Source organism: Desulfovibrio mangrovi, from assembly GCF_026230175.1.
In the GTDB taxonomy this organism is placed as follows: domain Bacteria; phylum Desulfobacterota; class Desulfovibrionia; order Desulfovibrionales; family Desulfovibrionaceae; genus Halodesulfovibrio; species Halodesulfovibrio mangrovi.
In genome coordinates this window covers 1,056,868-1,072,040 of record NZ_CP104208.1, presented here as the reverse complement: position 1 = coordinate 1,072,040, position 15,173 = coordinate 1,056,868, and the positions used below count along the sequence as shown (strand labels likewise).

Sequence of the window (15,173 nt, the reverse complement as noted above, 5' to 3'; positions counted from 1 at the left end):
CACGTATCTTGGAGTGATCCATAGTGTAATTATTCGTCGCAAGGCGATGAACAACCATGAATATCTCATGGTTATTGTCCAATAGTGTGAAGGGAAGCCATTCAGGAGGAAAGTGATGTCGTTGACCAATGATGGCCGTTCCGGTCGAAGGTGGAGAGCCATGCTGCTGGCCGGATTGGCTGGTGTTGCGCTGACCTTCGGTGCGGGGCTGGCAATGGTGACTACCGACAAGGCTGGGTTCTGCGGGAGTTGTCATGCCATGGCTGAAGCGGCGCTTACGCACAAGCAGTCGGTTCATGCCAAACTGTCCTGTAACGAGTGTCATGCACCCAACAATCTCATGGCCAAGATTCCGTTCAAGGCCGCTGCAGGGACAAAGGATATCTATGTCAACACGTTGGGAACCATTCCGGATCTGATTCATCCTCAGGGGGATACCCTGAAGGTCGTTCAGGCCAACTGTGTTCGCTGCCATTCTGCCACCGTGATGACCGTGAACATGGGAAGTAAGGAAAACTGCATGTCCTGCCACCGCCATGTTCCCCATACCCCCAAGAAGCCAATTTCGACGAGGAAGGCCGCCGATGCTTAAGAAGAAATTATCTGCCGTTGCCGGTGTCATCGTGCTGGGTGCTGCTGTTGCGCTGACCGGCTGTTCCGATGCCGTTGAGCCTATGACCCCCACGTTCAAAACCAACCTTGATAAGAAGGAAATCCGCAACTCCGAATTCGGAAAGGTATTTCCGCTTCATTACCAGACCTATCTTCGCAACAATGAAGATAAGATCATGACCGAATACGGCGGGTCCGTGCCGTATGACAAGCATGACAACGTTAATCCTCTGCCCAAGGGTTATAAGCATGCGCAGCCCTATCTGAAGAATCTGTGGCTCGGCTATGCGTTCAGTTTTGAATATCGTGCTGCTCGTGGCCATACCTATGCTCTTGAAGACATCATGAACATCGACCGCATTAACCGTTACAGCGAAAAGGGCGGCCTGCCTTCCACCTGCTGGAACTGCAAGACGACCATGATGCCCCAGTTCATTGAGAAGTACGGTGACGACTTCTGGAAAAAGGACTTCAACGAGTTCCGTCAGGCCATGGATGTGAAGGATCACGCCATCGGCTGCACCAACTGCCATGAAGCCGAAACCATGGAGCTGCAGCCTTACAGCGAACCGTTGCAGGATTTCATCAAGGCTCAGGGCAGGGAATGGAAGGATATTCCGCGTAACGAAAAGCGCGCCCTTATGTGCGGGCAGTGCCACGTGGAATACTACTTCCAGAAGCCCGAGTTCGGTGCTGCCCAGCGTCCCGTGTTCCCGTGGACTGAAGGCTTTGATCCCGAGAATATCTACACCTACTACAAAGGGCATGGTAATTCGAAGATCAAGGGCTTTGAAGGACAGTTCTATGATTGGATTCACCCTGTCTCCAAAACGCCTATGCTGAAGGCGCAGCACCCTGAGTATGAAACCTGGGTCAACGGTCCTCACGGTTCTGCCGGTGTCTCCTGTGCTGATTGCCATATGCCCTACAAGCGTCTGGACGGTAAGAAGAAGATCTCCGACCACCAGTGGATGTCTCCGCTCAAGGATGCCAACCTGAATGCTTGCCGTCAGTGCCATACCGACAAGACTCCCGAGTATCTGAAGGAACGTGTAGTGAACACGCAGGAAAAGGTGTTCTCCCAGTTGCTCATTGCTCAGGATATTTCTGTACGTGCGCATGAGGCCATTCGCCGGGCGTCCGAATTCACCGGTCCCAAGCCTGCCAACTATGAAGACCTGATGATCGAAGCCCGTGAATGGTGCCGTAAGGGCCAGTTCTTCTGGGATTATGTATCCGCTGAAAACAGTGTCGGTTTCCACAACCCCACCAAGGCGCTGGATACCCTTGCCAAGTCTCAGCAATACAGCCAGAAGTCTGTAGAAGCAGCTATAAGCGCCACAAACTACGCTATTGCAAAGGAAATGGATCGTGACATCAAGGAACTGGTTCCTCCGATCAAGGAACACAGCCGCGAGTTGATGATGGATCCTGCCCACCTGCAGACGCATGAGTGGTTCAAGTACCTCAAGCCTTTCCCCAAGTCCGAAAAGGTGTGGGAAGGAAACAAGCGACTTGTGCCTGAACCTGCCAAGAGCTAGGTTGCGCCGAACTGATGAAGGGGGCTCAGAAATGAGCCCCCTTTTTTATTTTGAATAATAACAGGAGAGTAGGGGGTATTGGTGATCGACCATGAAAAAGGCGGAAGGTTTCCCTTCCGCCTTTTAGTGCAACCAGCAACTAGCGTTACGCTTTGATGCTTCTGGAGATGAAACGTACCATTTCGTCATACAGGCTCGGAGGAGCGTAAGGCGTCAGCAACTTGGTACGGATGGCGCCAACCAGATTGCACTGGATGGCAGTTGAGGTTTCATGAGGGGGCAGGTCCTTCTTTATGGATCCGTCCTCAATACCGCGACGAACATGGTACTCCAGTTCGCGGGGAACCTGATTGAACTTTTCGTACATGGTGTCCCGATCGGTTTTGGTCTTCATGTCCGAATAAGGGGAACAACGAACCAGAACCATGAAGTAGGAATCCTTGTCCACGGAGAACTCAAGATATGCCTTGCTGAAGTTGATGACGGATTCGTATCCGTTCTCTCCACGGGCACATGCTTCGCGCAGGTGAACAAGAAAGTTGTCCAGGACATCCAGTCCTGCGGCAAGGAACAGCTTTTCCTTGTTGCCGTAGTGATGGGTAAGAAGACCCAGCGCAACCCCAGCGCGTTCGGAAATCTTCTTGAAGGTCGTCTCAGCGTATCCGTACTCCCCGAATAGCTCCTTGGCTGCAAGGAGCAGCGCATCCTTTTTAGTAATTGTCATACACTTGGCCCATTATTTATGTGGTTTAGGCAATACCCGGCTGCAGCCCATTGCAACCGGCGGAAGAATTGCCCTTCAAGCCGTGAGTTAGAACACTGTTTGAGCACCCAAAAGTCCATTAGCTCACAATAGTCGAACAGTCAATCAACCGTCTGAAGACTATTGACATCTTCACTTCAGTACAACTCTCGTATGGTTTAGCAGCAGTTCATTATTCAGAGGTGTGAAGTGGGCTGCGTCATACAATTGTTTGGAATGTCGTAGCGTCTTACCAATGGGTTGTCTTTCGCCACTCTTTAAACTCTTCCGTTATCTTTTAAAAAAAGAGCCCCCTTGCGGGGGCTAAGAGAGAAGAGGAGCGTGTTAGAAATATAGTACAGTCTGAGCTTGCGGCTCATGCTGACGAAACCCAGATCTGATGCGGAAGACGATCCGAGCTTCATTTCTTGAACTGTGCGCTCAAACAGTCGATGTCTGTAATTAGTATCCTCACTCCTGTCTGTCAACAAAAAAGAGAGAAAATGTTCTTCCTGTTGTAGGTGCATCAGCTAATATGCTGATATGCCGATCTTTTTAAAATGAACTTTGGTGCGATTGGCAAGAGTGTTTGCCCGCACAGGATGTGTACAAAGACATATGCGTGTGCGGGGTGAGGAACTATGCCCATTCCTTAAGCGCGTTGGCTATGAAGTCACAAACGTGCTGGTGTTCAGCTTTGCCATTGCCTTCAATGGATATGGGGTTACCGAACCGCATCCGGACAGGGATGGCCGGATTGACCGGACCGAAATCCTTGATGAGGGCCCCAACACCCCATGTATCTGTTTTCAGAGCCAGAGGTACAACAGGTACTCCAGCCTTCTTGGCGAGTTTGATGCCGATACTGTTGAAATGGGCAGGATCAAGCTCAACACTGCGTGTGGCCTGCGGGAACACGACAACGGAAATGCCTTTCTCCAGACGCTGGATGCCGCCATCAAGCACGGCTCTGAGATCTTCTCTGGGGTTTGTGCGGCCAACAGCAATGGGGTCGCGGGAATGCATTATCCATCTGAAGAAGGGATATTCCATCAGACTCTGTTTCACGACAAAGGTGACGTTACGATAGGGCTGTATCAGAGCAGGGAGTACAAAGGTCTCCAACGTGCTCATGTGGTTGCCGACGAAGACGCATGGGGTATTCAGCTGGGCAAAGGCCTGCAGGTTTTCGAAATGAAAGGTGACCCCAACGCGTTCAAAGGCTCGAATGATGCCAAGGCTGCTGTTGACCCATGCTTCCGGAGTCAGTTTGTCCAACTTCGCAAGGCGGGATGCCCAGCCTACTGTGGCAAGCATTGAAGGGTAGAAGAACAGGTTCGGGAGAATGCGGGCAATCGGGTTGGAAGCGTTTTCCGGGGTGTGATAGGTGTTGCCGTACATTACAGGATAAGCGGCCATGAACCTTCCTTTGCGTCGTAAATGAATTGCTGTTGTCGCGCAGCCAGTTTGGGCGCTAACATCATGATTTTTTTGTACTGAAGAATTGGCTGTGACTTGTTTGTCACAATGCCAACGGCGCGAAACCTACGCGCTCTTGCCTCTAAAAGCAATCATGCACCCCCCGTATTGCAGGCAACTCGCCTGTGGCCTTGGCGCTGTAGGGTATTTGCGTTCTCTTCTGGACAACCTGCGATTTTCACGGCAAAAGCTTCACAAGCCATACGATGGCAGAAATTTCCAACGTCGGAGTGCTCATGAGCCAGAATGAACCGGATAAGATAATTTATTCCATGATGCGCGTGACCAAGCGTCACGGGCAGCGCGAAGTATTGAAAAATATTTCCCTTTCCTATTTCTACGGCGCCAAGATCGGCGTGCTGGGCCTTAACGGTTCCGGTAAATCCTCTCTGTTGAAGATTCTCGCAGGCGTGGACAAGAATTTTGACGGCGAAACCGCGTGTTCGCCCGGTTTCACCATAGGCTACCTTGAACAGGAGCCTCTGGTGGACGAAACCCGCACCGTACGCGAGGTTGTTGAAGAAGGCGTTGGCGAAGAGATGAACATCATCAAGGAATTCAACGAGATCAACGCCAAGTTCGCCGAGCCCATGGAGCCCGAGGAAATGGATGCTCTTATCGAGCGCCAGGCCGTTGTTCAGGAACTCATGGACAACAAGGGCTGCTGGGATATCGATTCCCGCCTTGAAATGGCCATGGATGCCCTGCGTTGTCCGCCTGCCGACACCCCTGTTTCCGTTATCTCCGGCGGCGAAAAGCGTCGTGTGGCTCTGTGCCGTCTGCTGCTGCAGAACCCCGACATTCTGTTGCTCGACGAACCCACCAACCACCTTGACGCTGAATCCGTCTCATGGCTGGAGCGTTTCCTCCAGACCTTCCCCGGTACCGTTATTGCCGTAACCCATGACCGTTACTTCCTTGATAACGTGGCGGGCTGGATTCTTGAACTCGATCGCGGCCGCGGCATTCCGTGGAAGGGTAACTACTCCAGCTGGTTGGAGCAGAAGCAGCAGCGGCTTTCTGTGGAAGAAAAGCAGGAATCCGAGCGTCAGAAGACTCTGCAGCGCGAACTTGAGTGGATCCGCATGTCTCCCAAGGGCCGCCATGCCAAGTCCAAGGCTCGTATCAATGCATACGAATCCCTTCTGACCACCGAGTCCGAGAAGCATGCCAAGGATCTGGAAATCTACATTCCTCCGGGACCGCGTCTCGGCAAGTCTGTCATCGAGGCTGTGGGTGTACAGAAGTCCATGGGTGAAAAGCTGCTCGTGGACAACATGAGCTTCCTTATCCAGCCCGGCTCCGTAGTTGGCATCATCGGCCCCAACGGTGCCGGTAAGTCCACGCTGTTCAAAATGATCATCGGTTCCGAAACGCCCGATGGCGGTGAAATGAAGCTGGGTGAGACCGTTAAGCTGTCCTATGTAGATCAGGGACGTGACACCCTTACCGCCGGCAAGACCGTGTATGATGTCATTTCCGATGGCTACGACACGATCAAGCTGGGCAACAGGGAAGTAAACTCCCGCGCCTACTGCTCGCGTTTCGGCCTCACAGGCTCCGACCAGCAGAAGGTGGTGGACGTGCTTTCCGGTGGTGAGCGCAACCGTGTGCATCTGGCCCGTACCCTTAAGTCCGGCGCCAACGTCATCCTTCTTGACGAACCCACCAACGACCTCGACGTAAACACCATGCGCGCCCTGGAAGAAGGCATTGAGAACTTTGCCGGCTGCGTGCTGGTCATTTCGCATGACCGCTGGTTCCTCGACCGCATCGCAACGCATATCCTCGCGTTTGAGGGCGATTCTTCCGTAGTATTCTTCGACGGCAACTACAGCGAATACGAAGCAGACCGTAAGAAGCGCCTCGGCAAGGACGCAGACCAGCCCACCCGTATCAAGTACCGCAAGCTTACCCGCTAACGCGTACTTTTTTACATCACTCATGAAGAGAGGCGGACATGTTCCGCCTCTCTTTTTTTTTCAGATTATAATTGGGCTTACTGCCACGCTTGGTATTGTTGAATCTATCTTGGCTTAATGCTTGCCGATACCAAACCTTGAACTGGGCGTAGGCGCCCAAAGGGGGTGCGTATGCGTTGGTACAAGCCGGCCGTGTGGACTTTTGTAGGAGTGCTGCTCGGCTTTCCCGTGTTCAGCATGACCTATTATACAATGGTTCGCACCTCAACGCCCGGCTTCTGTGCTTCCTGTCATGAAATCCGTCCGGCATGGGAAGCGTGGAAAACATCCACCCATGTCAACAATGCGCAAGGCTTTGTTGCGGACTGCATGGACTGCCACCTGCCAGCACCGCATGATACGGTGAACTTCTTCTACTCGAAAACCTACCATGGCTTGAAGGATGTATATGCCCATTTCACCATGAGCAATCCTGTCGAGGAATACGACAGGCCAGCCATGCGGGAGCGCGCCTATGCAAGCTTCAAGAATGAGCAATGCCAGAAGTGTCATCGTAACATCCTGTACCTCCCCGGTAACAGGGGCGCAATGCTCGCGCATCGAACGATCCTGAATCCACGCCCCGGTTACGAGCGCAAGTGCGTGGACTGTCACAGAAACCTGGTCCATGTTGATCGTCAACACTATCAGTACAAGCAGTTCCTGCCTCCGTACAGAGCTACGGGGCTCAACTTTCAGCTTCAAATCAGGTAATTGAGGAGGCATGCCCGATGAAATCAATGTTGAAGAAGGGTTGGCTGTCATTGATCGTTGCCCTGGTTTTGGTCCTTGTCTGTGCCAGTGCTTTTGCTGCGAACAACTATCCAAAACTCAAGGAATTCCGGATTGAGAGAAGTATGCCGGAACAGGCTGTAGCCTGCATCGAATGTCACCGTGTAACCACCCCCGGCCTGTTTGCAGACTGGGCGGCAAGCCGTCATGCGGCCGCCAACATCACCTGTCTGGATTGCCACCAGGCTTCGGATGAAGATGCCGATGTTTCAAAGGCTCATTTTGAATACTACAATCGCAGCGACATGCCTTATGGCAAGTCACAGTACAAAATCCCCGTTGCAGCGGTTGTAACGCCCAAGGACTGTTCCCGCTGTCACCCTGACGAAGTAACCCAGTACAGCCGTTCCAAGCATGCCAACACCATTGAGATCATGTGGAAGATCGACCCGTGGCTCAACAAGGGCATGAATTCGGATAACGAACGCAAAACCGGTTGTTACTACTGCCACGGCACCATCCTGAAAGTTAAGGATGGCAAGCTTGATTCCTCCACGTGGCCCAATGTCGGCGTGGGCAGAGTGAACCTTGACGGTTCGCTGGGTTCCTGTACCAGTTGCCATACCCGTCACCGTTTCTCGGTCATGGAAGCGCGCAAGCCCGAGGCTTGTGGCCAGTGTCACCTTGGTCCGGACCACCCGCAGATCGAAATCTACAAGGAATCCAAGCACGGCGATATCTATGATACCTTCGGCGATCAGTACAACTGGAATGCTGCAGGCGGAACATGGACGGCAGGCGTTGATTACCGCGCCCCCACCTGTGCGGGGTGTCATATGTCCGGCTCCGGCAAGGTCATGACCAGCCATGACGTAACGGAACGTCTGTCTTGGGAAACACAGGCTCCTCTGACGGTGCGCCCCTCTGAGTTCAAGGCGTTCCCGGCCAAGACAGACTGGAAGGCAGAGCGTGCAAAGATGAAGGAAGTGTGTCTGCAATGTCACGGCGTGGCATGGGTGGACGACTTCTATGTGGATTTCGACAACGCTGTTGAAGAATACAATGAAAAGTACTTTAAGCCTGCCAAGGCCATGCTGGACGATCTGTATGCCAAGAAGCTTCTTGATAACACCACGTTCTTCGACGAAGAACTTGAAGTGGAATATTACGAGCTTTGGCATCACGAAGGCCGTCGCGCACGCATGGGCGCCATGATGATGGCTCCGGACTACGCGTGGTGGCACGGCTTCTACGAGTGCAAGAACCGTTTCAACCGGTTCATGGAAGGCGCACGCGAGCTGATAGAGCACAATAAGCCCGCTTACCGCTATCCTGATTTCCCGAACACCGGCGGCGATACGACCAAGCCCGAGGTGATATTCGGCAAGAAGTAGCAGCACTAATGCCGGGAGAGGTTGGCAGCCTCCCCAATATCAAGCGCCCCCGACCTTGAGAGATCGGGGGCGCTGTTATGTTTGAAAAGGGGCAGGAGCTATTTGCTGATGACCTTGAGGTAGGAACGTACCCGCCGCACCCCCTCAATCTCTTTTGCATACTTAATGGAGAGGTCTATCTCTTTCTGCGTTCCTACAAGGCCCATCAATACGACGTTGCACTGGATAACGGCCACATCCACGTTCGTGGACCATATCCTGTCATCCGAGATCAGCTCCTTTTCCAAGGAGCCGCGAATCATCAGGTTGTCCGTTGTGCCGCAGGTATCACTCTTTACCTTGGGAAGCAGGTAGTAGGTGACTTCCGTCACGCCTTCAACGTTGCTGGCAATGGATATTGCCCGTGCGCGCTGTGCGTCGCTTTCATACTCGCCATAAAGGTACGCATGCCCTTCATAGACGTTTGCACCGATGTCCAGCACGCTGACGAGCTTGTCATCAAGGAAGCGGGCTTTGATTTCTGCGGTAATATATTCATCCGAGGCAACGGTTTTCACGTTTCGCTCATCAACGGCTGTCTTGTAGATGGTGCCGCAGCCTGTGGTCATGGAAAGAAGCAGCAGGCCAGCAAGGATCAATATGGCTCTTTTCATTCTGTTATCTCCTGTGGTGATTCGGTTTGCTGTTGTCTGCGGTTCATGCCCCCCTGATCCATGCCGCGTCCCGCATCATAAATACCTACAATGTCGTTCGTAATGGTGACGGAATGTGCTCTGCGATAATAACGCACAAGATTACGATAATCCGATTCGTAGCCTTCGTAAATCTCCCAGCCTCCGCATCGGTCCTGTACCAGATCCCGTGAAAGACACATACACAAAGGATCTACGTTGGTAGGACGAAAAAGGTCACGGCCTTCAACCTGTTCCGGCAAATAAGGGTTGGCGAACGCGCGGCTTACATCTATGCGGGCAATCACCAGTTCCGTGTCCGGATACCGGCTGTAAACGGCAAGTGCATCGGGGGTCAGCGCGTTGTCGTCATCAAGAAAAATGATCCTATTCCCTTTTGAGACACGCAGCAGCATCTGGCGTATGCCGTTGCCGAAATTTCCCTGCTGCGGCAGGTTCAGGAACTGTACGAAAGGATACTCGCGGACCGCCGGTCCCTGTATGCCGTCATATCCGACAAGCATTTCCACGGAATCCTGATCAAGACCGGCACGGATCATCGCCTCATGGACGCTGTCTATGGCATGCCCAAGCGCAGCAGGGCGCTTGCCCGCGCTGGGGGTGATTATGCTGTAGAGAGGGGCTGTTGCCATGGGCGCATTCCGTCGGGTTATGGGCGTTTCTTGTGCAGCTGTTTATACCATGCGGCGATGCGGGGTTCTATGCCATGGTCCTTGGGCTGATAGAAATGCCTGTCCTCAAGTCCGTCAGGCAGGTACTGCTGTTCCACGTGCCCTTCAGGGTAGTTGTGCGGATACAGGTAGTTCTTTCCGTACCCCCAGTCCTTCTGCAATTTGGTGGAAGGATTGCGCAGGTGCAGGGGCACAGGGCGGGGACCATTGGTACGTATTTCCTTGGCGGCGGCCAGATAGGCGGCGTAGGTGGAATTACTCTTCTTGGAAAGGGCCAGATAAACCACGCATTCCGCAAGCGGGATAAATCCTTCCGGCATGCCGACGAACTCAATGGCCTGCTGGCAGGCGACAGCCAACTGCAGGGCTGTGGGGTCTGCCAGTCCTATGTCCTCGGAAGCGGAAAGAATGAGTCTGCGTGTGATGAAGCGGGGATCTTCGCCGCCTTCCAGCAGGCAGGCAAGATAATACAAGGCTGCATCAGGATCGCTGCCGCGAATGGATTTGATGAGTGCTGAGGCCAGTTCGTAGTGATTGTCTCCATCTTTGTCATGGCGGATGACCACTTCAGGAAGCGCAGTGCGGAGATTCTCGAACGAACGGGATTCCTCAGGCAAGGCCGCAATGTACTCCATGAGGTTAAGCATGGTGCGTGCATCGCCGTGGGCAACACCCGCGATAAAGTCGTAGGACTGATCTTCAAGGGTGAAGCCGCTGGCCTCTGAGCCCCGTCTGGCAAGCTGAATCATCTCCGGTCTGCTCAGGGGACGCAGGCGCAGGACATGTAGTCTGGAAAGCAGCTGCCGTGTGACGCTGAAAGAGGGGTTCTCCGTGGTCGTGGCAATAAGGGTGACTTCACCGGATTCCAGCAGGGGCAGAAAAAAGTCCTGCTGTGCCTTGGAAAAACGGTGCAACTCATCCAACACCAGCACATCCACACCGGTGAGGGATTTGCGTAGTTGCTGCAGGCCCGCTTCCGGTGCGCTCACACGCAGCCAGTTTTGTCCTGTCTGTCGCGCAAGAAGTAATGCAAGGGTAGATTTGCCGCATCCGGGAGGGCCGAACAGAAGCAGACTTGGGAGCCTTTTTGCGTTACCCAGTGCGGTGATCCGTGCCTTCAGGTGTTCCTGTCCCACAAAATCGTCAAAGGACTCGGGCCGGATTCTGTCTGCCAGAGGCTGGCGTACGCTCACGCTGCGCCTCCCGATTGTTCATGTTCCGTTTCAGAGGATTCCACAAGCTCGCGGTGCCACCAGTCCAGTCCGAGACAGAGCAGGGCGGCAGTTTCCCAGCGGAGAATGCGTCGCCCAAGGCTGACGGGTGTAAAGCCGCCTTCCGTGAGCACGCGAACTTCCCTGTCCGAAAAGCCGCCTTCAGGACCAACCACGAACAGGGTTCGTCCCTTGCCGCCAAGCATGGCAGGCGAAAGGAGAGCGGAAGGGGACTGGCCTTCCCAGAGAATGAAGATGTTGTCGAATGCCGATGCCAATCTCACGAGCCCTTCAACGCCGTCCGGTATGGTTCGCAGTTCCGGCAGCCACGGGTTGAGGCTCTGTTTGGCACCAGCAATCATCTGGCCTTCCCACGAGTCCTTGATGTCAGTGGGAACGCTTGATTGCGAACGGTCAGCCTGCCAGAGCCAGATGCCCCCGGCTTCCAGCTCCACAGCCTTTTCCAGCAACCAGCCGCGTCTGACGGACTTTGCCCAGCCAAGCGCCAGCACCGCGGAACCGACCGGTTCCGGATGTTCAACCAATTCTTCAAGTGTAAGGTGAACGCGGTGCTTTTCGGTTGCGGTAATGCGGAACATGCCTTCGCGTCCGCGGCCATCGAGCAGGCGAATGGCGTCCCCTTCGCGGGCGCGCAGCACTTTGACGAGATGCTTGGCTTCCTGTCCTTCAAGCGTATATGGTTCCCGCCATTCTTCTGGCGGCAGATAGAACGTTTTCAAGTCGTGCTCCGGTGGAGATGATGTGCAATGGCTGCCGGTTGAAGACGGCAACGGTATTGCGCAGTATTAACAGGCATGGCGCACTCTGCCAACTCCAATGCGCTGTGTTCCCTTGATGAACTTGCCCGAAGACCGGGAAAACGAAAAGAGGCAGCCTAAGCTGCCCCTTTAAGTGTACGGGAATGAACGGATAACGTCTTACTCTTCCAGCTTCTTGCGGGCCGTGCCGCCTTTGAAGAAAGGAAGGTCGGAGCGGGTGGCTTCAAGGTTTACGCGAGCGGCTTTGACTATAAACGCAGGCTCGTCAGCGTATTCCTTGGCAACAAAGGCCAGCGCCACGGAGTTGCCTACGGAAGGACAGAAGGAACCGCTGGTGACAACGCCCACTTCCTTTCCGCCCTTGGCCTCAGGCAGGCAGACCACGTCGTGATGACGTGCCGCGCGGCGGCCGGGAATGGTAAGCGGAACGAGCATTTCACGTACTTCTGCGTCCTTGCCTTTGCCGATGTAAGCGGCAGGGGACTTGAGCAGCCAGCCCATGCCGGCTTCCGTGGGATTGTGCTTGGTGTCGAGATCCTGTCCGTAGAGGGGCAGACCCACTTCAAGACGAAGAGTGTCTCGTGCGCCAAGGCCTGCGGCTTCTACACGCTCGTCTGCCATGAGCTTGTCCCAGAGGGCGGCAGCGTTTTCGGAAGGCAGGTAGAACTCATAGCCCAGTTCACCAGTGTAGCCAGTGCGGCTGATGATAATGGGGCCGCCGTTGAATTCCGCAGTGACATGGCAGAAATACTTGAGCGAACGGTAGCCGGTGCCGAGAACTGCTTCAAGCACGTCATAGGCTTCGGGGCCCTGAAGGTCGATCTTGGCGGTCTGAGCGGAAACATCTGTAAAGGAGAGAGTGGCGGGCAGATGCTTGGCGATCCATGCAAAGTCGGATTCGGTGCAGGCGCCGTTGACCACCAGCATGTAATCGTCTTCAGCCATGCAGTAGACGATGAGGTCGTCCAGAATGCAGCCTTCCTCGTTCAGCAGAAAACCATAACGGCATTTGCCGGGCCCGAGGGTGTCCAGATTGTGGGTCACGATCTTGGACAGAGCATCCTTCGCACCTGCGCCCTTGAGCGTGAATTCGCCCATGTGGCAGATGTCGAAGATGGAGGCATGCTCACGGGTGTGGTTGTGCTCGACGATGATGCCTTTGTACTGAATGGGCATATCCCAGCCGGCAAAGGGGGCCATTTTGGCGCCCTGAGCCTTGTGCCACGACGTTAACGGTGTTTGGAGCAGGTCAGACAAGGCGTCCTCCTGAGCGGTTGATGGTGGATGTTGTGGTGTGGTTGCTGGTTCCCGCAGAATCGCGTGTTCATATTATCGATTCTGGCTGAACTCGCGACGAGATTTGCGGATTGCTTTGAATTCGTCAAGTAGAGAGACGAGTTTTCTGTACTGTTTTTTCATCTCCAGTCCGTACGGCGAGAGCTGGTCGTCTTTCTTGTCGATGTAATTGCGGATGATATAGCGGTCGTTGAGAATGGACTCGGCAATGGAAATAACGCTGGCCACAAGTTCATCGAAATAGCTGACGATCTCGAATTTCAGGCCGTGCAGCAGATTCACGGCTTCTGAGAGCATGGTGCCGTAACTTATCCGCTCTCCCTTGTATTCGCGGGTGCGGAGGTCTTCAAGAATACGGATCTTGCGCGCCTGCTGGATGAAACTGTAGCGAGCCCAGACTTCCTGATACAGATCATTGAGGTTGCCAAACACCTCGTAATTGTCCGGCGAGAGAAGATAGCCGTCCAGCACCTTGACGACATTGCCGAAGAATTCGTCGGAATAACCGATGATTCGCCGCTGGTGCTTGGAGAGCCATGCGTAGAGGAATTTGAGCCTTTTTTCGTCTGTATCCGTGTTTTCTACGATCTCATTTCGCTTGTACGTGATGCGTCCCGTGTATTCGCCCCGGACTATGTCGTTGAGGCGCAGGAACATGTTGGTCGTATCCTTGATGATGTTGAGGTCGTCTACCACCCGTGCTGTGATGGGGTGTATTACCTCTTGCTTGACCACGGAAAGAGCGCGTTCCTGGCGCACGTTGTCGGGGTTGAATTTGTGCTGGGAGTAGGTGACGCGCAAAATGACCACGCGTTTTTGTTCGTCGACAAAGAAACCACCTTCTTCCAGCCTGCGGATGACTTCAGTCTGGTCGTTGTGCACCTTGACCAGAGCAATCTTTTCAATGGTCGGGTAGTGTTTGCGCTTGGTCGGCGTGTACAGCGTGGTGAGAGTGCGATCGCTTTGCCCGAGCACGCGTACAAGGAATCGTTCACCCATCTTGTGCAAACGGCGCGAAAACAAGGCACTTGATGTTCTGCGTTCGGAAACAATGGGGAATCCGTACAACTCCATCAAATACTGATATACGAACAGACGATTGCGTTCGTATTTTTCATTGTCACCGATGCTGAATTTGCCCGTACGCATGCCGAAGCGCTTTATTTCTGCATCCAACTCCGATGGGAATGATGCGTAAATTCCTGAAAGGTAATAGTTCCCGAATGAATCAAGAGCCATTACCTGCGCGCGGTCCATTTCGAGCAGATATGGAAGCAGCATTGGGTAATGATCCAATACTGAAACATCATACTTCATAAAACGCTGCTTAAAGGATTCCTGCAGCTTTTTGGGCATGCGGTTCTGCATGGCCTGCACGTTCTGTGAGATGACAGTATGCTCAAGCGGGCAGGATTTACCTTCAGCATTTGCAGTTTCATCCATCAGCGAATGCAGTATGTCGAACTGGAAAATTTCCGAAAAATAGTTGATCTGACGGTCAAACGCTACCATGGAAAAGCCGGGAAGATTCTTGTGTTCCCATATGTCGGATTCAAAAGAGGGAAGCAGTTCCCTGTTGTCCACAACGGGATAATCCGGATTCTCGAAGTAGGGTTTGAGGAGGCAGAACTTTGTGTGGATTATGTCCAGGAATTGTTTCAATTCCATGAGCGAGTTCAGATTGACCGGCGCAGCAAATGTGTTGTGGTCATCCCATGGAATGCCACATTTGGTGAACGCCTTTTTCCAATCGAAACTCATGGAGTAGAATCCCTGTCGTGAAGCATGAAATTACTTGCGGGGCGCGTCATGGTGAATGCCCAGCTTCTTTCTGGACATCGTATTGTATTCTCTAAAAAATTTCTACCATTTCATGAAAATACCCACTAGGCGGACAAATGGCTTCGTAGAAAAAAATGAGCTAATGATTGCATGGTGTTAGCGTGTTTATGACGAGTTCCGCTTTCAGGTGACTATAAGCGGTGATTGAAACAACCGCAGGATTACTATATTAATATGCGGAATTGGGAGCCTTGTTGACCTGTTCTTCATGTCTCACCCTG

13 protein-coding genes are annotated in these 15,173 nt (G+C 53.3%); 5 read left to right on the top strand and 8 right to left on the bottom strand.

Annotated elements, in window-relative coordinates; translation table 11 throughout:
* Positions 1-115 precede the first annotated feature (115 nt).
* Positions 116-592: a cytochrome c3 family protein gene (locus N1030_RS04910; RefSeq protein WP_265828050.1), complete on the top strand. Its 477-nt coding sequence runs from the start codon at positions 116-118 to the stop codon at positions 590-592.
* Positions 585-2,153 (top strand): ammonia-forming cytochrome c nitrite reductase subunit c552, encoded by a 1,569-nt coding sequence (locus N1030_RS04905; protein WP_265828049.1) that lies wholly within the window; start codon positions 585-587, stop codon positions 2,151-2,153. The genes N1030_RS04910 and N1030_RS04905 overlap by 8 nt, the downstream gene beginning before the upstream one ends.
* A gap of 145 nt (positions 2,154-2,298) precedes the next feature.
* On the opposite strand, the gene N1030_RS04900 is transcribed toward N1030_RS04905, so the two are convergent.
* Positions 2,299-2,877, bottom strand: a complete 579-nt coding sequence (locus N1030_RS04900; protein ID WP_265828048.1) for a TetR/AcrR family transcriptional regulator — start codon at positions 2,875-2,877, stop codon at positions 2,299-2,301.
* Positions 2,878-3,534: 657 nt separating this feature from the next.
* On the bottom strand, positions 3,535-4,314 hold the full coding sequence (locus N1030_RS04895) for a lysophospholipid acyltransferase family protein (protein ID WP_265828047.1): 780 nt from the start codon (positions 4,312-4,314) through the stop codon (positions 3,535-3,537).
* 296 nt (positions 4,315-4,610) lie between these two features.
* Here N1030_RS04895 and ettA point away from each other — a divergent pair, with 296 nt between their 5' ends.
* The 3 genes from ettA (at position 4,611) to N1030_RS04880 (ending at position 8,461) form a co-directional block, all read left to right on the top strand.
* Positions 4,611-6,296, top strand: a complete 1,686-nt coding sequence (ettA, locus tag N1030_RS04890) for an energy-dependent translational throttle protein EttA (RefSeq protein ID WP_265828046.1) — start codon at positions 4,611-4,613, stop codon at positions 6,294-6,296.
* A 171-nt stretch (positions 6,297-6,467) separates the two neighbouring features.
* Positions 6,468-7,049, top strand: coding sequence for a NapC/NirT family cytochrome c (locus N1030_RS04885; protein WP_265828045.1), 582 nt, complete (start codon positions 6,468-6,470; stop codon positions 7,047-7,049).
* Positions 7,050-7,192: 143 nt separating this feature from the next.
* A complete protein-coding gene (locus N1030_RS04880; protein ID WP_265828044.1) occupies positions 7,193-8,461 on the top strand; it encodes a multiheme c-type cytochrome in 1,269 nt (422 codons plus the stop codon).
* Positions 8,462-8,559: 98 nt separating this feature from the next.
* Here N1030_RS04880 and N1030_RS04875 read toward each other — a convergent pair whose 3' ends face one another.
* The 6 genes from N1030_RS04875 to N1030_RS04850 form a co-directional block, all read right to left on the bottom strand.
* Positions 8,560-9,114, bottom strand: a complete 555-nt coding sequence (locus tag N1030_RS04875; RefSeq protein ID WP_265828043.1) for a BON domain-containing protein — start codon at positions 9,112-9,114, stop codon at positions 8,560-8,562.
* Positions 9,111-9,785: a glycosyltransferase family protein gene (locus N1030_RS04870; RefSeq protein WP_265828042.1), complete on the bottom strand. Its 675-nt coding sequence runs from the start codon at positions 9,783-9,785 to the stop codon at positions 9,111-9,113. The genes N1030_RS04875 and N1030_RS04870 overlap by 4 nt, the downstream gene beginning before the upstream one ends.
* 17 nt (positions 9,786-9,802) lie before the next feature.
* Positions 9,803-11,017 (bottom strand): replication-associated recombination protein A, encoded by a 1,215-nt coding sequence (locus N1030_RS04865; protein WP_265828040.1) that lies wholly within the window; start codon positions 11,015-11,017, stop codon positions 9,803-9,805.
* Positions 11,014-11,775: a 16S rRNA (uracil(1498)-N(3))-methyltransferase gene (locus N1030_RS04860; RefSeq protein WP_265828039.1), complete on the bottom strand. Its 762-nt coding sequence runs from the start codon at positions 11,773-11,775 to the stop codon at positions 11,014-11,016. The genes N1030_RS04865 and N1030_RS04860 overlap by 4 nt, the downstream gene beginning before the upstream one ends.
* A 198-nt stretch (positions 11,776-11,973) precedes the next feature.
* On the bottom strand, positions 11,974-13,071 hold the full coding sequence (gene gcvT / locus N1030_RS04855) for a glycine cleavage system aminomethyltransferase GcvT (protein ID WP_265828038.1): 1,098 nt from the start codon (positions 13,069-13,071) through the stop codon (positions 11,974-11,976).
* A gap of 72 nt (positions 13,072-13,143) precedes the next feature.
* On the bottom strand, positions 13,144-14,871 hold the full coding sequence (locus tag N1030_RS04850) for a hypothetical protein (RefSeq protein WP_265828037.1): 1,728 nt from the start codon (positions 14,869-14,871) through the stop codon (positions 13,144-13,146).
* Positions 14,872-15,173: the final 302 nt, after the last annotated feature.